A 21814-nucleotide genomic window follows, 5' to 3' on the forward strand; every position below is an offset into this window, starting at 1 on the left:
TCACGCGGGCGTTTCTGCGGTTTCTCCCGTCAGTTCTTCGGAGCCACGACCCAGGAACACCAGCCCGACGCCCGTCGTCAGCAGGTTGACGCCGAGGATGAGGCCGAGTCCCCAGGCGGCAGTCGACGGCAGGCCGGCCCACAGGAGTGCGGCGAGCAACAGCGAGAGCAAGCCGCTGAAGACGTTCCACTCCCAGTTTGGCTCGTTTCGGACGGTGAAACTCAGCCCGATGAGGACGAGCCCTTCGACGGCGAGGAACGCGACGAGCAGCACGGTCAGCGACGCCAGCGTGAGAACCGGGTTCGCCATCAGCAGGATGCCGGCCCCCGTGTAGAGGAGCCCCAGGAGCACCTGTGCGATCGAGCCGCTCCAGCCGGCCGCCGAGAAGGCGTGCGCGTAGTGGAAGACGCCGCCGACGATCAGCGTCGCCCCGAACAGAAGCGCCAGCGAGATGCCGGTCACGAACGGGAACGCGATCGCCAGCACCCCCAGCAGCGCGAGCAGGACGCCGGCCGCCTGGAGCGTCCGCCGCTTGTCGGCGACCACCGTCGCCAGCGTCGCGTCGGTCGGTGTTTCCGTGCTCATACGCGCGCACAGGAACCGGAGACGGGTAAGGATATTCACGATAAATGGTTATATTCGAGTGGAGTTACGCGCCGCTGGCATGCCGGTCGGTTTCGGGTCACTCGGGAACGACTGTGACGATCACCGAACCGTGAGCGCGCCGTAGATGGCGAGCAGGACGGCGAGGAAGGCGACGAGGGCCGCGCCGTCAGCGCCGAGCGACTCGCGGAGGGCGACCCAGAGACCGAGGAACGCCGCGAAGACGGCGAGTGCGACGCCGAGCCCCCAGAGCGCGGCGCGGCCCGGACTGTCCCGCCGCGAGCGTTTGCTGTAACTGTACGGTGGGAGCGCGCCCATCGCGAGCGTCGTGAGGAAGACGGCGTAGAGGTTGCCGTCGAAACGCAGGTAGATGACGAGAACGGCAGGCAGCGCAGCGAGGAGTCCGGTAACCAGGACCGCGTTCGTCGCGGCCATTCCGCTGGTGCCCTCCGCCGTCGCCCGGTCAGTGCTCATGGCGGCACCTCGCAGCCCGGGACAAAAAACGGGCCGCTCCGTGCCGAACGGTGGCACGACAGCACCAGTCGACAGCACATTTATCGGGACAGACCGCATGCGTGGGGGCATGACCGGTGACCTCTCGACCGGGGTCGAACTCCTCGACAGCGCCATGGGTGGCGGCGTGCCACCGGGCAGTCTCGTGGCACTGACCGCGCCGCCGCGCGCACAGAGCGAACCGCTGTTGTACGCGATGGCGGCCGAGAACCCGACGCGATACCTTTCGACGCTTCGCACGAGCGACGAGGTGACCGACGCCATCACCGCCACGCTGCCCTCGACGGCCGGCGTCAGCATCGACGTCCGCGCGGTCAGCGGTGACGACATCCTCGCCAGCCCGGAGCAGTATCTCGGCGGCCTTGACTCGCACTCGCTGGTGATCATCGACCCGACGACCGAACTGGAGCAGGGTGACCGCGAACGCTACCGCTCGTTTCTGGACACCTGCAAGCGCGCGCTCCGGATGACCGACAGCGTCGGCCTGCTCCACTGCCACGAGAACACGCCCTCGGTCCTCCGCCGGGACATGACGCTGGCCCGCGCCGACCAGGTGTGGGACGTCTGTGCCGAGGTCATCGACGAGAACCTCCGGACCCGGATGGCCATCACCAAGGTCCGCGGTGGCTCGCCGTTCGGACTGGTCGATCTGAACTTCTCGGACGGCGGCGTGACCGCCGACGCGCGGCGCTAATCGGACGACCAAATGGCCCCAGACACCAGACTTTTCCCCTGACCCGACGGAGGGGACTCCATGAGCAACCCGACTGTCACGCTGTCGACGAACCACGGAGACATCGAAATCGAACTGTTCGCAGAGCGCGCGCCGACGACCGTCGAGAACTTCCTCAACCTCGCCGAACACGACCCCGCGGCGAACGACGAACCCGGCGTCGAGACGACGACGTGGGAAGACCCCGAGACGGGCGAGGTCCGCGGCGACTCACTGTACGAGGGGATCACCTTCCACCGCATCATCGAGGACTTCATGATCCAGGGCGGGGATCCCACGGGGACGGGTCGAGGCGGCCCCGGCTACCAGTTCGACGACGAGTTCCACGACGAGCTCCGCCACGACGGCCCCGGCAAACTGTCGATGGCCAACTCCGGCCCCGACACGAACGGCTCACAGTTTTTCATCACACTCGGCGCACAGCCACACCTCGACGACAAACACGCCGTCTTCGGCGAAGTCGTCGACGGGATGGACGTCGTCGAAGAGATCGGCGCCGTCGAGACCGACGGCAGAGACAAGCCGCTCGACGACGTCGTCATCGAATCCGTCGATATCGACCGCTGAGGAACGCGACCAACACCGAACCACGGTGACGAACGCCTCGTCACCGAGTCGTCGTTCACGTGACGACGAGAGTTTCGCTCGCTGAAACTGTCATAGCTGCTTTATTACACGGCTCGCGGAACATCCGACCAGCATGGTCCCGCCTGCAGAGCAGCCCTCCACACCCGAGAGCTGGTACCGTCCACGAACACGCTCGCGACTGCCGCCAAGCCGAGCGGTCCGACGCGCACCGATCGGCAGGCGGCGGTCCCGGCGACCGAGCGCGCCGCGACCGGTTAGCGCCGGAGGTCACCGATGACGCTCCGTACGGAATCCCTCGGGAAACAGTACGGCGAGGGGACGTGGGGGGTCCGCGACGTGACTCTCGAATTAGAAGAGGGGATTCACGGCCTCCTCGGGCCGAACGGGTCGGGGAAATCGACGCTGATGGGGATTCTCTCGACGATCCTGAAGCCGACGACGGGCACAGCCACCTGGAACGGAACGGACATCGTCGAGTCACCCGGCACCGTGCGATCGGTACTCGGCTATCTCCCGCAGGACTTCGGCGTGTACCCGGACCTGACGGTGACGGAGTTTCTAGAGTACATGGCTGCCTTGCGGGGACTCGACAGCGAGACGGCGAGCGCACGGATCGACGAGTTGCTCGAACTGACGAATCTCACCGGCGTCCGAACCCGGAAGCTCGAGACGTTCTCCGGCGGGATGCGCCAGCGCGTCGGGATCGCGCAAGCGCTGCTCAACGACCCCGAGCTGCTCGTCGTCGACGAGCCGACAGTGGGACTCGATCCCGAGGAGCGGGTCCGCCTGCGCAGCGCGCTCGCCAACACCGCGACCGACCGGGTGGTCGTCCTCTCGACGCACATCGTCCCGGACGTGGAGGCGACAGCGAACGAAATCGCCATCCTCGACGACGGCCGGTTGCTCACACACGCGACGGTCGACGAACTGATCGACCGGGTCGCCGAGACCGTCTACGAGTGCGTGGTGCCGCGGTCGGAACTGTCCACGCTCGCCGACCAGTATCAGGTGTGCAGCACTGTCCAGCGGTCCGACGGCGTCAAAGCCCGGGTGCTCGGCGAGTCCCCGCCCACGGAGACCGCAGCGCAGGTCCCGGCGACGCTCGAGGACGCGTACCTCGAAACGGTCGAACGACCACACTGACATGCGCCGGATCTATCACGTCGCGCGAGCGGACTTCCTGCAACGGGTGCGATCCCGGCGGCTGCTAGTCGTGCTCGCTGTCGTGGCGTACCTCGGGTACCTCGTCAACGTCGGCGCGATCGAGCTCGCCTACCAGATCGAGATGGGAGACGCGCTGACGAACGTCCACGGCGCGAACACGGCGTCGTTCGTCGGCCTCAAAGCCGGCATGACCGCCGCTGCGGTGTTGCTGTTCGGCGGGTTCTACCTCATGAAGGGCACACTCGAGCGCGACCGGCAGACCAACGTCGACCAACTCGTCGGAACGACCCCGGTCACCGACCGGGAGTTCCTGGCCGGGAAGTGGCTGAGCAATATCGGGTACGGCGTCCTCGTCCTCGCGACGCTGGGCTTCGCAACAGTCGTCAATCACGCGGTCCACGGCGTCGGACCGACCAAGCCGCTCGCACTCCTGGGACCGATCGTCGCGTTCGGGCTCCCGCTCTGTGCCCTCGTCGGCGCAGTGTCACTGCTGTTCGAGTCCGTCGAGCGACTCCGGGGAACCGGCGGGAACGTCGGTTACCTGCTGCTCGCGACGGTCGCACTGGCGAGTCTCGCCTCCGCAGAGGGGACGCCGCCGAGCGAGTTGCCGCTCTGGATCAAGGCGAGCGATCTCCTCGGTCACGTCGCTGTCTACACGTTAACTGCGGACCCGCTAACCGCAGCGGTGCCCGCAGCCGACGGCGTGCTCCCGTCGTTCGGCCTGCTCGAGGGCGACCAGACGTTCACCTACGATGGGCAGTCGTGGCCGATCTGGATATACGTTCAGCGTGCCGGCCTGGTGCTGCCAGCGCTGGTCGTCGTCCTCGTCGCGGCGGTTCCGTTCCGGCGGGTCCGATCAGTGACGTCCTCGGAGCAAACCGGGCGCTTGTCGCGACTCACCGCACTGCTACCTGCAGTCTGGTCCGGTCGCGAGAACAGCGACCCCGACGAGACCGCGGCCGACTCACAACCCGTCGATTCGGTATCACTCACGCCCGTCGAAGACCGGAGCACGGGGGGGTTCTGGCGCCTCGTGGCTGCGGAGGTGCGGCTGGCTGTCCGGGGCCGGCGGTGGTGGTGGTACGCTGGTGTAGCCGCGCTCGTCCTCGTCCCGATCGGGACTCTCCTGCGCGGCGGGCTGGCGAGTTCTCACGCCACGGTCACGCGACAGGTTCTGGTGCCGCTCGCGTTCGTCTGGCCGATATTCGTCTGGTCGGAGATGGGCGTGCGGACGACGCGACACCGACTGACGGCGCTGGTGCTTTCGTCGAAGTACCCTGTCGAACAACTCGTTGCAGAGTGGATCGCTGGGATCGCCGTGGCCGTCAGCGTCAGTAGCGGTCTGGGAGCGCTGTTCGTCGTCAGTGGGCAGCCAGCACTCCTCGTCGGACTCGCGAGTGGTGCGGTGTTCGCCCCGTCACTGGCGCTCGCAGCGGGGACCTGGAGTCAGTCGTCATGGCTGTTCGAGCTGTCTTACCTGATGCTGTGGTACGTCGGACCGCTCAACGGTGCAACACCGGTCGATTTCCTCGGTTCGACCGCCGCCAGCATCGAGACCGGCGTCCCACTCGCCTTCCTCGGTGTGGGGATCGCGCTGTTCGGTGCAGCACTGCTCCATCGGAAACTCGAGCTGCGGTGAGCGGGCGACTCTCTGCGTCAGTCGCACCGAGCAGCCGACAGTTCCCGCTCGCTGACGGGAGCCCACGACTAAGGCCCTCAGGCTCGTTTTGTCGAGACATGCACTGGCGCGACAGCCCTGTCGACGTGCCCCGTGTCTGGTCCGACGACTGGCGTGTCGGTCGCGGCCGCCACACCGGTGTTGATCCGACGTGAGCCCCGTGACCGACGGCGGCTTCGACCGGAAACGGGTCGGGCTGTGGGCCATCTTTCTGGTGCTGGTGGTCGGATCGCTGTTCGTCGCCTGGCAGTACGTCGGCACGCTCATCCTCGGGTTGTTCGCCTACTACGTCGCGCGTCCGGTGTTCGAGCGACTGGAGCAGCGCATCCCCACACGAACGCTCGCAGTGGCGGTGACGCTGCTGGTCGTGGCCCTGCCGGTTCTGTTGCTGTTGGGGTGGACGGTCACGACCGCGGTCCAGCAGTTCTCTGCGCTGCTCGGGTCCGACATGGCAGACCAGTTCGGTACGTTACTGGAGCCGTACGTCGGTACGTCGCCGTCGCTCGCGGACCTCGAGACGAACGCCAGAGCCGTCCTCGAAGACCCATCGCAACTCGACCGGCTGAACCAGTCGGCCACGACAGTGCTGGGGACCCTCATCGACTCGATCGTCTCGGTGCTGAACGCGCTCATTCACCTGTTCATCACACTCATCGTCGCGTTCTACCTGCTCCGGGACGACTACCGCATCGCAGCGTGGGCACGCGAAACCTTCGTGACGGCCGACGGCGTCGTCGACTCGTACCTGATGGCGGTCGACAGCGACCTCCAGAGCGTGTTCTTCGGGAACATCCTCAACGCGCTGCTCACCGCCGTGCTGGGCGTCGTCACGTACAGCGGGCTCAACCTCGTCGCGCCCGCCGCCGTTCGGATCCCGGACCCGGTGTTGATCGGTCTAGTCGCTGGCGTCGCCAGCCTCGTGCCGGTCATCGGCATCAAACTCGTCTGGGTTCCCATCGGTGCGTATCTACTCGGGAACGCGCTGCTGGTCGACCCGACCGCGGTGTGGTTCGTGGCGCTGTTCGCCGGGGTGTCGATCATCATCGTGGATACGATTCCCGATCAGTTGCTCCGCCCGTACGTGAGCGGGCGAACGCTCCACGTCGGTGCCGTCATGCTCGCCTACACGATCGGCCCGCTTCTATTCGGGTGGTACGGCATCTTCCTCGGCCCCTTCCTGCTCGTCGTGGCCGTCGAGTTCGCCCGCCACGTGTTCCCCTGGCTGGTCGATCCGGAGTACACCCCAGCGAGGGCCAGAACGGAGCCGATCTTCGCGTCCCAGACGGCATCCGAGACGGCACCGGAACCACCGGGAGAGCAGGCAGAGCTGACTGCGACGGTCCCTGCCGAGGAGTCCGACGAGCCGACGCAGTCGGGCGGGCAACCGCCGGCGAGCGGAGGGGAGTCATCCGATTCCGTCGCCGAAGACGGGTCGGTCGCCTCGGACGACGGGCAGGGAGACTCGGCGCAGTAGAGAGCCCCGACGACAGATCGGGACCACAGTTCGCAACTACAGCACACACAGGCTGAAACTATCCTTTTGCCACTGCTGGTGAATATTTCTCGGTGTCCGTTGCAGCGCGGTTTCACGTTCTCGACCGAGTCGTCCCGGGCTGTCCGCCCGAATCGTGGTCCCCACAACAGTAGCCATGAACTCCGATAACTCAGACGATACCATCGACGCAGACTCACAAGACGAGCCGACAGATACCCGATCAGAACGCGTGACGTCCGCGGGAGAACCGGGCGTGCAGTCGCTGGCAGCGAACCGGACGCTCGTGATGGCGGTCGGCGTGCTCATCGCTTTGCTGGGCATCGTCGCCATCCTCGCGCCGTTCGTCTCGGGCCTCGCACTCACGCTCGTGTTCGGTGGCCTCCTCGTCGCCGGCGCGATCTTCCACACCGCCTCGGCCTTCGCGGCACGAGGGTGGAGCGGCTTCGCCTTCGGCGTCCTCCTCGCCGTCCTCTACGGGATCGCTGGGGTCGCCTTGTTGGCGAATCCGACGCTGGGCCTGGTGACGTTGACGCTCCTGCTCGGCATCTACTTCCTCGTCGAAGGGCTCGTCCAGTTGTTGATGGGGTTGCGCATCCGAGCGAACTCGAACTGGGGATGGATGCTGTTTTCCGGCATCGTCTCACTCCTCCTGTCCTCGCTCATCCTGCTCGAATTCCCCAGCAGCGCGGCGTGGGCGGTCGGCCTGCTGTTCGGGGTGAACCTCCTGACGACGGGCGTCGCGATGGCCTCCCTGGCGATGGCGGCGACGCCCGAGGCAGCCCCGACGGCGACCGGTCCGGTCGGAGAGACCAGGACCTGAGGCTGAAACGACAGACGAAAGGTCGGCGGGTCCAAACTGCGGGTATGGCCGACGAGGACGGGCCGATCGACCCGAGCGAGATCGGTGAGCAGGACGCACCGCCGGTCGAAGACAAGCCCTACAAGATCGTGTTCGAGGCGAACAAGTGCTTCGGCGCGGGGAAGTGCGCCGAGGTCTCGGACAACTGGGATCTCGACATCTCGACCGGCGTCGCCAAGCCCAAGACGTACTTTTTCGACGAATCGGAACTCGACCACAACGTCCGCGCCGCCGAGGTCTGCCCGGCGAAGAAAGACGACGGCGTCATCCACGTGGTCGACCGCCGGACCAACGAGGAGATCGCGCCGGACCCCCACGGCGACGGCACGCTCAGCGTCGACTGGTAGTTATCCGTCGAGCGTCCCGTCGCGGTAGGTTTCCGCTTCGTCTCGCAGATAGACGCCCGCTTGCGGATGTTGATCCGCGTCTTCGACGACCTCGCCAGCGTCTCGTGCGTCTGCCAGCGCCGCGCGCGCCGTCTCGCGATCGACCCGTCCGACCACGGCGACGATGTCCAGCAGTTTCTGCTGAGGAATCCCCGGCCCGACCTCGGCAGTCCCGCGGTCGAGGACGAACTCCGGTGCGTCCCGTTCGAGAAAGGCGATGTACTCGGCCACGTCGGTCGAACCGCCGAGCGCCGCGTGCCACTCGGCCGGATACAGACTGAGTCGGCCGTCGCCGAGTTCGTAGAGACGGTCCCGGTCCGTCCACGTTTCCGCGTCGGTGAGCCGATCAGCGACGCCCTTGTCGAACGCCTGGAGGTCGAAGTCGACGTCACGGCGCTCCGCGAGCGCCTCGGCGTAGGTCGTCAGCCGGTCGCGCTCGATGCCGGGCTCGTCGTCGTGTGCGCGTTCGGCCAGCGAAACCAGGTCTTCCACCAGTAGCGTCTCGCCCCGGTGTGCGGCCTCCTCGAGCACGTCGTCGGAGAGTTCGGCCATGGACGCGATTCGGGTGCGACGCGAATAAGTCACAGGAGTTGCGTGCCGAATTTTAAATCCAATAGCGAGGAATTTACCGCCAGCTAATGAACAGAGGGCGACAGCATCAGCAGCGAGGGAGGGAAACGGAAGCGGCAGTCACGAGCGAACTGATCGAGCGGGGCATCTCAGTCCTGACGCCAGCGTTCGGCAACGAGCGGTACGATATGGTCATCGATCGAGACGGGGATCTAGAACGTGTCCAGGTGAAAACGGCGTACAGGCACACACAAAAAGAGCAGACCGTCGTCGTGGAGTTCGATACGACGGTGTATCAGAGTAGCGGGACACCACAGAGAACGTACTATACGGCCGACGAAATCGAGTCCTATTTGATCCACTGCCCGAATCGAGAGACGACGTTGTACGTTCGGTTCGATGAAACGCCGAAGACCCAGATGAACTTCAGTTTCAGAGAGAAGACAGCGTACAACGATCACAACCAAAAAGCAGTAAACTTCGCGGTGGATTACACACTAGACGCGAGACTGTGAGGGGGTAGCCAAGTGGTCAACGGCGCGGGTCTTAAGAACCCGTCTCGAAGGAGTTCCGGGGTTCGAACCCCCGTCCCCTCATCCACTTTTGCCGATCGCTCACGTCGGCGTGGAGTCGGGCACAGCACCGCACGGCAACGCAACGGCCGTCTCCACGTGGTTCGAATCGCATCCTGTTGCGACCAACCTGTGAGCAGCAGGTGCATCGATGGATTCGAACGAGGGGAGTCGCAGCGGCCGACCGGAGTGAGTCCGATCGTCTCCACGTAGTTCGAGTTCACCCCAGCACGTTCCTGAAGGTGAATCCGGAGTAGCAAGCGAACTCGAACAGTAACATCGCCCGAGAGAGCCCGTTCCGGCCGGTGGTTCTCGCTCGAAGAAAACGGCGTATACGCGACTGCACTGAGCAGCTCACTCGGATCGTCGTTACTGGAAGTGTCGCTTACTCTGAGTAGTCCCGTCGCCAGCAACTGACGGCGTCGCAAGAGAGACCGCGGTATTCTGGGGAAAGAGAGGGTCTAGAATGGCAAGTAAGGGCTACAGTCCGGCAGACGTGAGATAACAAAGGGAACGTTCGTGGATGGCAGGATTCGTAGTCCAGTCCCCAGGACGGGTCACGTGGGGCGTGGGCTACACGTAATCCATGCCAAGCAACAACGACCCTCAATCAGCAACCGACGAGACAGATCCGCTGGCAGGCGACGCGACACGACGCGACTTTCTCAAAGGGAGCGGTACCGTGGCAGGATCGGGGATGCTCTTCTCCGGATCCGACGTACAGCCCTTCGAGGAAGCGCTCGCGGGCTGTGACGAGACGGTCCCCGACGAGCCGACCAACGGCGGGAAGGTCTGTCACTTCGAGGTCCACGCCATCGACGTCGACATCGTGTACAACCGCTACGGGTTGCACCAACCCGTCGGCGTGATGTACGCGTTGAAAGACGACCTCGACCGGATCCGCGAGGTTTCGGGCAAACGGCCCTGCGGCAACAACGTCGTCTTCGAGGACGAGGATGCAGCTTTCTTTTGCGACGACGTCCCGGACGACGAACTGGCCGGGCCGGACTCGCGGCTCATTCAGCCGCTCACGCTCCGGGCGAACAAGGGTGACATCATCGAGATCGAGTTCCACAACGACCTCGACCGCCACGCGTCGATGCATCAGACGTCGCTGCCCTACGACGTCGAAGACTCGGACGGGATGGAGGTGGGTTTCAATCCGAACACGACCGTGCCGCCTGGCGAGTCCATCACGTATCGGTGGCACGCCAGGCACTTCGGCGGCCACTTCTTCCTCGACGGAGCGAACCAGGCGTTCGACAGCGCCGAGGAAGACCCGCAGGAGGTGAACCTCCTCTCTCGTGGCCTGTTCGGCTCAGTCGTCGTCCACCCGAAGGGGACGACCTGGACCGACCCGTATACGGGCGAGGAGGTCCAGGGACGCGTCCAGGCCGACGTACACGTGCCCGACGAGATCAGCGAGGAAGCCCAGACCGCCGGGTTCGTCCCAGGGGTCAGTTTCCGGCAGTTCATCGTCCACTACCACACGCCCGAAGGGATACAAACGGCGGATGGCGGCGAGCTCACGTATCCAAACGACGACACGCCACAGACTGTCCACGCCATCAACTACCGGGCGGACCCAACCGGGAACCGGATCCCGACGCTGGACCTCGACGATCCCGACATCGAAGAGCTCAGCGAGAACTTCTACAGTTCCTGGCTCCACGGCGACCCCGGCGGCGGTGACAACGTCTACCCGATGTACGTCGGCGACCCGGTGATGGCGATTCCGATGGGTGCATCCGTCGAAGAGAACCACGTCCACCACCTCCACGGCCACCGCTGGAAGGAGACGCCGCCGCTGGACGAATCGGACACCATCGACTCCCAGACAGTGGGCAACGGTGCCGTCCACCACAGCCCGTACGTGACCGCAGCCGGGACGCCCAGAGCGGGCATCAACGACTTCACGTCGGTTCGCCCGGGGATGGACTTCGACGAGTCGTTCGAGGTCGGTGCCGGCGGCGCGCACAAAACGACCGGTGACGTCCTGTTCCACTGCCACCTGTTCCCCCACTACGGCGAGGGAATGTGGGGCGTCATGCGCGTCCTCGACAAGGAGCGAGAGGGACTGAAAAAACTCCCGAACAACGACCCGCCGCTCGACGCCGACTCGGCCATCCCGGGCTTCCCCGAGTTCATTCCCGGCAAGTTCGGCGACGCACCGCCGTTCCCGCCGTACGGGGCGGCCGGCCTCAACGACTTCCGGAACCCGGAACCCGACGAGGAGGAAGCGCTCACCCGACGGGGCGAGATCCTGCCTGGTGCGCCGTACACAGACCCCTGCGATCCCGAGATCGACGACGACATCTACGACGGCCCGGAGACGGAGTTCGAGGGCGAAAAGCAGGAGTACACCATCGTCGCCCTCCCGGCCGACATCGTCTACAACGACGACGGGCACCACGACCCCAACGGGATCGTCTACGTGTTAGAAGAACACGCCGACCTGGTCCGGGAGGGGAAGATGAACCCCGAACCGCTGGTGATCCGGGCGAACGTCGGCGATTGCGTCGAGATCACGTTCAAAAACGAGGTCACGGAAGAGAACATCGCTGCGATCCCGGGCGATCGGTTCCCCGAGAACCCGCCCGATCAGGACATCGGTGCGGACACCGTCCCCATCGAGGAAGGCGGGAAGTCGAACCACATCCACTTCGTCTCCTACGACCTGCTCGGGTCGGACTCGCTGGCGACGGGCTTTAACTACCGCCAGGACGCTCAGCCGGACGAGCGTAACAAGTACCGGTGGTACGCCGACGAGGAGGGGACCATCTTCTTCCACGACCACATCACCGGCATCGAAGACGTGATGCACGGCTCGTTCGCGGCGATCGTCGTCGAACCGCCGGGATCGGAGTGGCTCGACCCGTACTCGGGAGAGCCCATCCGGAGCGGGACCCAGGCGATCATCGACCCCGAAGACGGTGACGCCTACCGCGAGTTCTGCGTGGCGTATCAGGACTTCGCTCAACTGATCGACCGAGATGGTGAACTCGTCAATAACCAGCAGGAGCACAACGAGAACGCGGGCGTGATGGCGCTCAACTATCGCAATACGCCGTACTACACGCGCAACGACGAGGACCCGGCGTACGTCCACTCTTCGTTCGTCCACGGCGATCCCTCCACGCCAGTGTTCGAGGCCTACGAAGACGATCCGGTCCGGTTCCGACTCTGGCAGGGGGTCTACGAGGAACAACACAACTTCACGATCCACGGCCGGCGGTTCGACGACGTGGGCGTCGGCCCGGAGAACGCCACGACACAGGTCATCGGAACGTCCGAAGCGTTCACGTTTGACCTCCAACAGGATCAGAACTTCGTTGATGGCGACCACGACCACAAGCACGGTCAGAAACACGGACACCACGACCACAAGCACGGTCGCAAACACGGTCAGAAACACGGACACAAACACGGCCGCAAACACGGACGCAAATTCTTCGAGGAACTCGACGTGAATCCAGCGGGGCTTCCCATCAGGGACTACGTCTACGGCTCCGCAGTGGTCGACGACCTCTGGGACGGGATGTGGGGGCTGTTCCGCGAGTTCGGCGGGCGGGTCGACCATCTTCATCCACTCCCGGACTGTGAGCCGCCGGACGAGAAGATCCACCGAGAGGAACTCAAAGAGATGGGCCATCCGGCCCCGTGGAGCGACTTCGACTGGAGCGAGTACGGGCAACTCGCGCGGCTGTTGTACGGGAAAGACGACGACAGGCGATTCCCCCCAGACAAGGACGCCCGCCAGAACGACGCCATCGACGGGAACCCGCCGCCGCTGGCACCGACGCCGGGCGATCCGTGTCCCGACGACGTCTGCCTCCGTGAGTTCGACGTCACGGCGTTCAACACCGAGATCGAGTACAACGAGTTCGGCGACCACGATCCGCTGGGAATCGCCTACGCGCTCGACTGCGACGTCGAGGAGATCAAAAACGGCGACCTCCCGCTGACCCCGCTGGTCTTACGTGCGAACCAGGGAGACTGCATAGAGGTCACGCTGACCAACGACATCGACTTCGACGAGATCGACGTCGAGCACGACCATCCCGAGATGCAGGGGCCAGATCAGGAGTGGGAGCGCTCTGAACGCATCTCTATCCACGCGAAGCAACTGTTCTACGACGTGCTCGGCTCCGACGGCACGACGGCGGGGTTCAACTGGGACCAGACGATCGGTCCCGGCGAGAGCATCACCTACCGGTGGTTCGTCAACGGAATCAGTACGAGCGCGGTCTTGCACGACTACGCGGACCTCCGAAGCAACCGCCACCACGGTGCGTACGGTCGACTCATCGTCGAACAGGAGGGCGTGAAGTTCCTCGATCCGACGACGGCCGAACCCGCACCGCAGGGCCGTGCCGATTCGGCGATGCTGAAGGTGCCCCACGGCACGGACCGCCGCGACTTCGCCCTCGCCTTCGCCGACGGCCAGTACATCTTAAACGAAAACGACCCCGACGACTGTGTGGTCCCGCCCGGCCCTGACGTCGAGAATCCGGACGCCCCGTGTAACCAACTCGGTGACCCCGAAGACCACGGCTATCAGGCGATCAACTACCGGTCGGCGCCGTTCGAGCGCCGGTTCGAGGAGGACCTCGAGCCGTGGCAGGTGTACGCCTCCGACATCGACCCCCCCGGCGACCCCGACACGCCGATTCCGCGCGCCATGCTGGGCGACCCCGTCACGTTCCGCGTCCAGAAGACCGCGGACAAAGCCGACGGCCTCGTGTTCCACCTCTCGGACCACCAGTGGCTGCGACTCGACGATATCGAAGAATCCGACACGATCGGCGTCAACGACGACATCAGTGTCACCCGATCCGACAGCATCACCCCACTCGGGGGCGCCGGTGGCCTGGCCGAAAGCACCGGCGACTTCATCTACCAGGAGACGAGACAGCGCCGCAAGCTAGAAGCCGGGTACTGGGGGATCTTCCGCGTTCGGGACCGCCCCGAGGAATTCGAGACGCCGGTGCAGCCGTTGCCTGACGTCGCCGAACACGAAGGCTACTACCCCGAGGATCGGCCGGGATGGAACGTCTCCTACGGTGACGTGACCGGCAACGGTCACGACGACGTGCTCATCGGCGTTCCGGACAGCAGTCTCAACGGCCACGACGCCGGCGCAGCGTACGTCTTTTACGGCCCAGTCGACGAGCGGGAAATCCTCGACCTGCTCGACGCCGACGCGCAGCTCCTGGGCGAGTCGGCCGGGGACCGCGCCGGCAGGAAAGTCAAGATCGTCGGGAACTCGCTCCTCGTCGACGCGACCTGCCGTGACACTCCCTACGTCATCGACGGCCACGAAAAGCCCGAGGGGACCTGCCGCCTCGGTGAGATCGACACCATGGGCGACGAGCACTGACGCCGGTCGCTCTCCGCCCGTCTTCGGGAACACTGTGACGCTCGTGTGATCGAGAGCGGGACCCTTCGCCGGACACAACGGGCTTTTGCCGACGACGACTCTAGAGGCTGGCAATGACCGACGAGATTCCCGAGCGGGCAGCGAAGACCTTCGACGCTCACGACGCGTTCGAGCGCGACGGCGACGCCTTTCTCGTGACGACCTCTCGCTTCGAGAGCCGCGTCACCGCAACCGACACGGACGACTGGGCGCTGGAATACGCGCTCACCGTCCGGGCACCGATGCTCTCCAGTGCGACCGCGGACGAGGTCGGCGACGCCGTCGAGTCCGGGTGGTTCGACACCTACGAGCGCCGACTGGAGGACGCACCGATGGCAACCCGTGCGGACGTGGAACTCGACGATCTGACCGTCACCGAAGAAGACGGCGCAGCCGTCGCCACGTTCACCTTCGAGTACGGCAACGCCGACCACGCACCGGAGGTCGCGAAGGCCATGGCCGAGTACGTTGAGGGAACCTACGTCGAGGGAGCCGTCCCGGGCTACGACTACGAGGGCGTGGTCGCGGACCTGCTCGGCGAAGCCAGTTCGGCGGGGCAGGGCGAGGGGACCGGGACGCCGCTGTAGCGGTCGCCAAAAAAGCAAGCATCCGCCGAGTCCGAAGGACGAGGCGGTTCACTGCGACCGAGCGGAGTGAGGTCGCAGCAGTTTTTAGCGTAGATTTTTGCGAACCGGGTGCCCGCAGGGCCGTAGGCCCGAGGACACCCGGTGAAGTAAAAAGGTACTAATCCATCGCAATGTACGTCTGCGTGTTCTCGATGCCGTCGATGGACTGGATGCCGTCTGCGGCGACGTTCTTGACTTCGGCTGGGGAGTCGACCGCCACTTTGGCGATGAAGTCGACGTCGCCGGCGACGATCGAGGCTTCGACGATCCCCTCGATGGCCTCGATCTCGGATTTCAGGCGGTCGGCCTCGCCCGAGAGCGCCTTGACCATGACGTAGGCAGTGACCACGCTCAGGCACCTCCCATGGCTGCGGCGCGGGTGTTGCCGTCACCGACGATGATCTGGCGGACGTCGTCGAGCACCTCGAAGTCCGCGAGCACGACGAGGCGGTCGTCCGTTTCGAGCGACGCGTCGGCGTCCGGGAGGCCGAACGTCTCGCCCTGCTTGCCGAAGGCCAGCACCTGCGCCTTGGCGGGGAGTTCGAGTTCGCTGAGGGTGTACCCCTGCATCGGCGAGCCCTCGGTGACCGTGAGTTCGACCATCTGGAGGTTACGGGCGATGTCGGCGACGGCGCGGATGGACCCGCCCATGAGCGCGTTCTTGGCGGCGATGGCACCGAGGCGTTCGGGGTAGATGACCTCGTCGACGTCCGAGGCGTACCGGCGGTAGATGTCCTCGCGGTAGTCCTCGTCGATGCGCAACACGGTGCGACAGCCGTGGTGCTTGGCGATCAGACAGGCGATGAAGTTGTCGTTCAGATCGCCCGAGAGCGCGCCGAGCGCGTCGGCGCTGGCCAGGTCTGCCTGGGCCAGCACCGCCTCGGTTGATCCGTCACCCGCGATCACGTCGAACCCCTCTTTGCGGGCGCGCTCGACGGACTTCTGGTCTTTCTCCACGACGACGACCTCGTGTCCTTCCTCCTTGAGCACGCGCGCGGTGCGCAAGCCGACGCGACCCGCACCCATGATAACGAATCTCATATGCTACATAATCCCACGGGAAGTCATAAAGCTATCCCGGTCGGTCGCCGGCGGCCGTCGGAGATCGTGTCAGAACCCATATACTGACTTCTCAGTACGTGGTCGGAACAAAGCTTTTGCTGTGTGACGGAGTACCACATGTCACGATGGTACGGGCCTACATCATGGTGAAGACGGCAGCGGGGAAATCCGAGGCGTTACTCACGGAGACTCGGGAGTTACCGGGGATCGACGAGGCACACATCGTCGCCGGCAAGTACGACGTCATCGCGGAGGCCCAGGATGACGAAGTGTACGACGTGATGCACTCGGTGGCGACGGACATCCGTGATCTCGACGGCGTCGCCGACACGCGCACCTACATCTGCCTGGAGTGAGACTCAGCGGTCCGGCTCGTCGCGCTCAGCGCGACCTCGCACTGTCTCTCGTTGCTCGCGGACGCGTGGTGACAGGTCCGCGTAGGCGTGCTCGAACACGTCGTCGGGGCCCGACTCACCTGCCGCTTCTGCGATTTCGACGGCGTCGTCTATCGCCTCGGTGGCTTCCTCGCGAGCGTGGTCGCGGAAGCCGTCGTAGACGACGTTTTCAGCGCGGAGGTACTCCGCGAACCGGTCGATGGGGTCGCGCGTCCGCCACTCGGGGAGCTCCTCGTCGCCACGATACCGGTCGGGGTCGTCGCTGGTGGTGTGTGGCCCCTGGCGGTAGGTCAGGCTCTCGACGAGCACCGGTTCGGACTCGCGGACGCGCTTGAGCGCCGACCGGACGAACTCGAAGACCGCCAGCGGGTCGTTGCCGTCGACCTGGCCGCCCGTGAACCCGTAGGCGTCGGCCTTCGCCGCGATGGAGGGAGCGGCGGTCTGGCGGTCCCGCGCGGTGCTGATGGCCCAGTGGTTGTTCTCGCAGAAGAACAGGACGGGGGCGTCGAATACTCCGGCGAAGTTGCAGGCCTCGTGGAAGTCGCCCTCGCTGGTCGCACCGTCGCCGAAGTACGCCACGACGGCGTGGTCGGCGTCCTCGTAGCTCGCGGCCATCCCCGCGCCGACCGCGTGGGGGAGCTGGGTCGCGATCGGAATCGCCTGCGGGAAGTGCGGGAGGTCGTGGTCGGAGTGAAACTCCGGGTGGCCGCGGCGAAAGCGCAGCAGATCGCTCGGCGGAACGCCGCGGGCCAGTTGCATGGCGTTGGCGCGATAGGTCGGGAAGAGCCAGTCGTCGGCGGCCATCGCGTGGGCCGCGCCCACCTGTGACGCCTCCTGTCCGCGGAACGGGGGATACCCGCTCATCCAGCCGCGCCGCTGGAGCGCGAGCGCGCGCTCGTCGAACACCCGCGCTCGCACCATCGCCGCCAGCAACTCGCGTGCCTGGTCCTCGGCGATCGTCACGTCCGAGAACTCCCGCTCACCGATGACCCGATGCATGGCAGAGTGCTCCGAGGGAGAGGGTAAAAAGGGTGACCTCACCTCGGGCGCGGTTCCGACACGCCAAAGGTTCCGTGGCACGTACGCCCGATATGGTCAGCGTCGCCGACGTCGTGGGACTGCTCGTCATTCTCGGTGTCAACACCACCATCGCAGCGCTCGCGACGCGGTTCTTCCGAGTGCGACTGAACACAGGCTGGGGGAGCGCGCTCTACACCGCCCTGTTGTTGCCGCTGCCGCTCGTGGCAGTGGTGTTGGTCCTGGGCGGCATCGGACTGGGACCCAACCTGGGAACCGCGAACGCGGTCCTGGGCGTCACGATCGTCCTGCCGATGGCGCTCGGCATCGCCTTCGACTTCTTCTGGATGCCGGCTCCCGACGAGGTCGACGTCCCCGACCGGACCCGTCAGCAGCGAACCCGGTAGCGGGGTCGCTCAGTCGCGACGGGCAGCGATCGCCGTCGCGGCTTCGTCCAGCACGGCCTCGGGAGACTGGGTCGCGTCGATGCGGACGAAGCGGTCCGGATCGGCCGCGACGAGGGCCTCGTAGTTGTCGCGAACCCGTTCGAGATAGTCCGTCTGTTCGAACTTGTTCGTCGCACCGCTGCGTTCCGCGCCAAGTTCCGGTGGCACGTCGAAGTACAGCGTGCAGTCCGGGACCCGCGTAAAGGGCTCGTGAATCTCCTGGACGTACGCCATCGGCTCGTCGATTCGTCCCTCGAGACTCGCACCCTGGTAGGCGTACCGCGAGTCGGAGTAGCGGTCTGAGACGACGAGGTCACCGTCGGCGAGCGCGGGACGGATCACCCGCGAGAGATGGTCGGCGTGGTCGGCGGTGTAGAGGAACAGTTCGGCCAGGGAATCGGCGTCGTCGTCGGTGATCGAGCGGTAGACGGCGTCGCCGTACCAGGAGTCGGTCGGCTCACGGGTGAAGGTGGCGTCGAACTCGTCGTGGAGCCCCTCCCAGACGGTGGTCTTCCCGCTGCCGTCGATCCCCTCCAGCGTGATGAGCATACCGTCACTGCGAGGGACGGCCTGTAAACGATTGCGCTCGACCGAGCAGTCGTGCTACCTATCGACGTACCCAACCAGTTGCGCACCATCCTTAAAGAGTTATAAAACGAACAGTAGGTCGTATGAACGTACTCGTTGTCGGCGGCAGCGGTTTCATCGGCACCCACTTGAGTGAGGAACTCACGGAACGCGGCCACGACGTGACCGTCGTGTCGCGCACGCCCGAGGACGAGGACCTCCCGGAAGGCGTCTCGACCGTGCGGGGTGACGTGACCGCCTACGACTCGATCGAAGGCGCCTTCGAAGGAAAAGACGCCGTCGTGTTCCTGGTCGCCCTCTCGCCGCTGTTCAAGCCGAAAGGGGGCGACGACCAGCACTTCGCAGTACACACTGAGGGGACGCGGAACGTCGTCGCTGCCGCCGAGGAACACGGCGTCGACCGGCTGCTCCAGATGAGCGCGCTGGGCGCCGACTCGAACGGGTCGACGGCATACATCCGCTCGAAGGGAGAGGCAGAGGAGATCGTCCGCGATTCCGCGCTCGACTGGGTCGTCTTCCGCCCGTCCGTGGTGTTCGGCGAGGGCGGCGAGTTCGTCTCCTTCACGAAGAAGCTAAAGGGGATGTTCGCACCCGGACTCCCGATCTACCCGCTACCGGGCGGCGGCGAGACGCGGTTCCAGCCGATCTGGGTGGGCGACCTCGTCCCGATGCTGGCTGACGCGCTAGAGGAAGACGAACACGTCGGCGGGACCTACGAGATCGGTGGCCCGGAAGTGCTCACGCTGCGGGAGATCACGAACATGGTGTACGACGCCGAGGGGAAGTCCGTCTCGATCGTTCCGATTCCGATGGGACTGGCCGGCATCGGCCTGAAACTCGGGGGCGCGGTTCCTGGGTTCCCGATGGGCGCAGATCAGTACCGATCACTCAAGTTCGACAACACGACAGCAGACAACGACGTCGCTGCTTTCGACGGAGACTCCCCCGACATGCGGACGCTGCAAGAATACCTGACGGCGGCGGGATAAGGACCCATTTTAGGGGCGAGTAAGAGGTCATTAAACTGGATGCTTTCAGGCGATTTGTCGTTTAATGAGTCGTTCTAATTGTTGATAAGCGGGCATAAAACTTATACACATTATGGGACTGTTTCTTTTCATACGGAGACGAAGATATGAAACTCGCGATGATCGGGTTCGGCCAGGCGGGCGGGAAAATCGTCGACAAGTTCCTCGAGTACGACGAACGGACGGGAAGCGGGATCGTCCGCTCCGCCGTTGCCGTCAACACCGCTAAAGCCGACCTACTGGGTCTCGAAAACGTACCGGAAGACAACCGGGTCCTGATCGGACAGGCCCGAGTGAAAGGACACGGTGTCGGCGCCGACAACGAGTTAGGTGCCGAGATCGCCGAAGAAGACATCGACGAGGTGCAGGGAGCCATCGACAACATCCCTGTCCACGAAGTCGATGCCTTCCTCATCATCGCCGGGCTCGGCGGTGGGACCGGTTCCGGGGGTTCCCCGGTGCTGGCGAAACACCTGAAACGAATTTACACCGAACCCGTCTACGGGCTTGGTATCCTGCCCGGCGGCGACGAAGGGGGCATCTACACGCTGAACGCCGCCCGTTCGTTCCAGACGTTCGTGCGCGAGGTGGACAACCTGCTCGTGTTCGACAACGACGCCTGGCGCAAATCCGGCGAGTCCGTCGAAGGTGGCTACGACGCCATCAACGACGAGATCGTCAAGCGGTTCGGCATCCTGTTCGGTGCCGGTGAGGTCAACCAGGGCGGCACCGTCGCAGAGAGCGTCGTCGACTCCTCGGAGATCATCAACACGCTCGCCGGCGGCGGCGTATCCACCGTCGGCTACGCCGCAGAAGAGGTCGAGCAGGAGAACGACGGCGGCCTCCTCTCGCGGTTCAAGGGCGGTGACGACGACGACGGCATGGATTCGGCCAACACCACCAACCGGATCACCAGCCTCGTCCGCAAGGCAGCGCTCGGTCGGCTGACGCTGCCCTGTGAGATCGAGGGCTCCGAGCGCGCGCTGCTCGTCATGAGCGGTCCGCCACAGCACTTGAACCGGAAAGGCATCGAGCGCGGCCGGAAGTGGCTCGAAGAGCAGACCGGGAGCATGGAGGTCCGCGGTGGCGACTACCCGGTGCCGGACTCGGGCTACGTCGCGAGCGTCATCCTCCTGTCGGGCGTCCACAACGTTCCGCGCATCAAGGAGCTCCAGCAGGTGGCCATCGAGGCACAGGACAACATCGACGAGATCCGTGACGAAAGCAAAGCGAATTTAGAGGAGTTAGTCGAGGACGAAGATGATGAGTTGGATCCGCTCTTCTAAGACAGCGGTGGTAGCGGCGCTGCTGGTAGTCCTGCTGGGGGCTACCGGGACGGCGGCGGCGCTAGAGCTGAGTGCATCGAACGTTCCGGAGGAAGCCGAAGTCGGCTCGGAAGTGAACACGACGGTCGTCATCGACGACGCGTACACCGAAAACGCCGAGTGGACCCTCCGCACCGAGACGGAACTGAACAACGTGAGCTGGACGGTCGAGGAGTACGACCAGGGCAGCCGCATCAACCAGTGGTCCGGCGGCGAGAAAACCTTCGAGCAGGCGCTCGCCAGCGACCCCAAGGGCGACGAGGTTCGCATCACGATCCGCGGGGACGTCCCAGCCCTCGAAGATCCGAACTACGAGCCCCGCGAGAACGTCACGCTCGTCGCAGTCAAGCGCACGACGGGTAGCAACACCGAGACGCTGAAGACGTACAGCGTCCACCACTACACGAACGAGAGCAAGACGGCTCGCGAGGCGATCGACTCCGCACAGGCCACCATCGAGCAGGCCGGCGGTGACTCGGAAGCGCAGAGTGACCTCGATCAGGCGATCTCCTCGTACAACAGCGGCAACTACGAGAACGCCATCTCCAACGCCAACGACGCCGAGAACCAGGCACAGCAGAAAAAGCAGTCCAAGCAGACCAACCAGATGCTGCTGTTCGGTGGCATCGGTGCTGTGGTCCTGTTCGTCGTGGTCGGCGGCGTCTGGTACTGGCGCAACCAGCAGGACGACTACGACAAACTGCGGTAAGTTCGTCTCCGACTGCGGCTCGTTTTTCTGCCCCGGTC

22 protein-coding genes and 1 tRNA gene are annotated in these 21814 nt (G+C 64.9%); 16 read left to right on the plus strand and 7 right to left on the minus strand.

Annotated elements, in window-relative coordinates:
- Entirely contained in the window at nt 1–585 is a 585-nt protein-coding gene (locus MU553_RS10465; protein ID WP_247377096.1) for an HdeD family acid-resistance protein, read from the minus strand.
- A gap of 120 nt (nt 586–705) precedes the next feature.
- Complete coding sequence (locus MU553_RS10470) at nt 706–1077, minus strand: hypothetical protein (RefSeq protein ID WP_247377094.1); 372 nt, start codon at nt 1075–1077, stop codon at nt 706–708.
- Between the two features lie 109 nt (nt 1078–1186).
- Here MU553_RS10470 and MU553_RS10475 point away from each other — a divergent pair, with 109 nt between their 5' ends.
- From MU553_RS10475 to MU553_RS10505, 7 genes are all read left to right on the plus strand, one after another.
- Complete coding sequence (locus MU553_RS10475; protein WP_247377093.1) at nt 1187–1810, plus strand: RAD55 family ATPase; 624 nt, start codon at nt 1187–1189, stop codon at nt 1808–1810.
- Between the two features lie 60 nt (nt 1811–1870).
- Nucleotides 1871–2416, plus strand: coding sequence for a peptidylprolyl isomerase (locus MU553_RS10480; RefSeq protein ID WP_247377091.1), 546 nt, complete (start codon nt 1871–1873; stop codon nt 2414–2416).
- Nucleotides 2417–2710: 294 nt separating this feature from the next.
- Nucleotides 2711–3580 (plus strand): ABC transporter ATP-binding protein, encoded by an 870-nt coding sequence (locus tag MU553_RS10485; RefSeq protein ID WP_247377090.1) that lies wholly within the window; start codon nt 2711–2713, stop codon nt 3578–3580.
- A gap of 1 nt (nt 3581) precedes the next feature.
- Entirely contained in the window at nt 3582–5240 is a 1659-nt protein-coding gene (locus MU553_RS10490) for an ABC transporter permease (RefSeq protein WP_247377088.1), read from the plus strand.
- Between the two features lie 190 nt (nt 5241–5430).
- Nucleotides 5431–6753, plus strand: a complete 1323-nt coding sequence (locus MU553_RS10495; protein WP_247377086.1) for an AI-2E family transporter — start codon at nt 5431–5433, stop codon at nt 6751–6753.
- Nucleotides 6754–6928: 175 nt separating this feature from the next.
- Entirely contained in the window at nt 6929–7594 is a 666-nt protein-coding gene (locus MU553_RS10500) for an HdeD family acid-resistance protein (RefSeq protein WP_247377084.1), read from the plus strand.
- 44 nt (nt 7595–7638) lie between these two features.
- Complete coding sequence (locus tag MU553_RS10505; RefSeq protein ID WP_247377083.1) at nt 7639–7980, plus strand: ferredoxin; 342 nt, start codon at nt 7639–7641, stop codon at nt 7978–7980.
- On the opposite strand, the gene MU553_RS10510 is transcribed toward MU553_RS10505, so the two are convergent.
- Nucleotides 7981–8571, minus strand: coding sequence for a hypothetical protein (locus MU553_RS10510; RefSeq protein ID WP_247377081.1), 591 nt, complete (start codon nt 8569–8571; stop codon nt 7981–7983). It lies immediately after the preceding gene.
- A gap of 86 nt (nt 8572–8657) precedes the next feature.
- On the opposite strand from MU553_RS10510, the gene MU553_RS10515 reads away from it, so the two are divergent.
- From MU553_RS10515 to MU553_RS10530, 4 genes are all read left to right on the plus strand, one after another.
- Entirely contained in the window at nt 8658–9104 is a 447-nt protein-coding gene (locus tag MU553_RS10515; protein ID WP_247377079.1) for a group I intron-associated PD-(D/E)XK endonuclease, read from the plus strand.
- Nucleotides 9103–9185 (plus strand) — tRNA-Leu (locus MU553_RS10520). The genes MU553_RS10515 and MU553_RS10520 overlap by 2 nt, the downstream gene beginning before the upstream one ends.
- A 562-nt stretch (nt 9186–9747) precedes the next feature.
- Nucleotides 9748–14541 (plus strand): multicopper oxidase domain-containing protein, encoded by a 4794-nt coding sequence (locus MU553_RS10525; RefSeq protein ID WP_247377078.1) that lies wholly within the window; start codon nt 9748–9750, stop codon nt 14539–14541.
- A 113-nt stretch (nt 14542–14654) separates the two neighbouring features.
- Nucleotides 14655–15167 carry a DUF5813 family protein gene (locus MU553_RS10530; RefSeq protein ID WP_247377076.1) on the plus strand — a complete coding sequence of 171 codons (513 nt, stop codon included), beginning with the start codon at nt 14655–14657 and terminating at the stop codon, nt 15165–15167.
- Nucleotides 15168–15324: 157 nt separating this feature from the next.
- On the opposite strand, the gene MU553_RS10535 is transcribed toward MU553_RS10530, so the two are convergent.
- Together MU553_RS10535 and MU553_RS10540 are read right to left on the minus strand one after the other, a co-directional pair.
- Nucleotides 15325–15555 carry an Lrp/AsnC family transcriptional regulator gene (locus MU553_RS10535; protein ID WP_247377075.1) on the minus strand — a complete coding sequence of 77 codons (231 nt, stop codon included), beginning with the start codon at nt 15553–15555 and terminating at the stop codon, nt 15325–15327.
- Nucleotides 15556–15557: 2 nt separating this feature from the next.
- Nucleotides 15558–16247 (minus strand): potassium channel family protein, encoded by a 690-nt coding sequence (locus MU553_RS10540; RefSeq protein WP_247377073.1) that lies wholly within the window; start codon nt 16245–16247, stop codon nt 15558–15560.
- Between the two features lie 146 nt (nt 16248–16393).
- Here MU553_RS10540 and MU553_RS10545 point away from each other — a divergent pair, with 146 nt between their 5' ends.
- Complete coding sequence (locus tag MU553_RS10545) at nt 16394–16624, plus strand: Lrp/AsnC ligand binding domain-containing protein (RefSeq protein ID WP_247377071.1); 231 nt, start codon at nt 16394–16396, stop codon at nt 16622–16624.
- A 3-nt stretch (nt 16625–16627) separates the two neighbouring features.
- Here the strand turns inward: MU553_RS10545 and MU553_RS10550 are convergent, their stop codons facing one another.
- Complete coding sequence (locus tag MU553_RS10550) at nt 16628–17662, minus strand: thiamine pyrophosphate-dependent enzyme (protein ID WP_247377069.1); 1035 nt, start codon at nt 17660–17662, stop codon at nt 16628–16630.
- 92 nt (nt 17663–17754) lie between these two features.
- Between MU553_RS10550 and MU553_RS10555 the strand changes: the two genes are divergently transcribed.
- Nucleotides 17755–18087 carry a DUF7991 family protein gene (locus MU553_RS10555; protein ID WP_247377067.1) on the plus strand — a complete coding sequence of 111 codons (333 nt, stop codon included), beginning with the start codon at nt 17755–17757 and terminating at the stop codon, nt 18085–18087.
- 9 nt (nt 18088–18096) lie between these two features.
- Here the strand turns inward: MU553_RS10555 and tmk are convergent, their stop codons facing one another.
- Entirely contained in the window at nt 18097–18675 is a 579-nt protein-coding gene (tmk, locus tag MU553_RS10560; protein ID WP_247377066.1) for a dTMP kinase, read from the minus strand.
- Between the two features lie 122 nt (nt 18676–18797).
- Between tmk and MU553_RS10565 the strand changes: the two genes are divergently transcribed.
- The 3 genes from MU553_RS10565 to MU553_RS10575 all read left to right on the plus strand — a co-directional run bounded on the left by MU553_RS10565 (nt 18798) and on the right by MU553_RS10575 (nt 21776).
- A complete protein-coding gene (locus MU553_RS10565) occupies nt 18798–19703 on the plus strand; it encodes a complex I NDUFA9 subunit family protein (protein ID WP_247377065.1) in 906 nt (301 codons plus the stop codon).
- A 146-nt stretch (nt 19704–19849) separates the two neighbouring features.
- Nucleotides 19850–21028 (plus strand): tubulin/FtsZ family protein, encoded by a 1179-nt coding sequence (locus tag MU553_RS10570; RefSeq protein WP_247377063.1) that lies wholly within the window; start codon nt 19850–19852, stop codon nt 21026–21028.
- On the plus strand, nt 21006–21776 hold the full coding sequence (locus MU553_RS10575; RefSeq protein ID WP_247377061.1) for a hypothetical protein: 771 nt from the start codon (nt 21006–21008) through the stop codon (nt 21774–21776). The genes MU553_RS10570 and MU553_RS10575 overlap by 23 nt, the downstream gene beginning before the upstream one ends.
- Nucleotides 21777–21814 lie beyond the last annotated feature (38 nt).

This window comes from Halorientalis brevis (genome assembly GCF_023077655.1).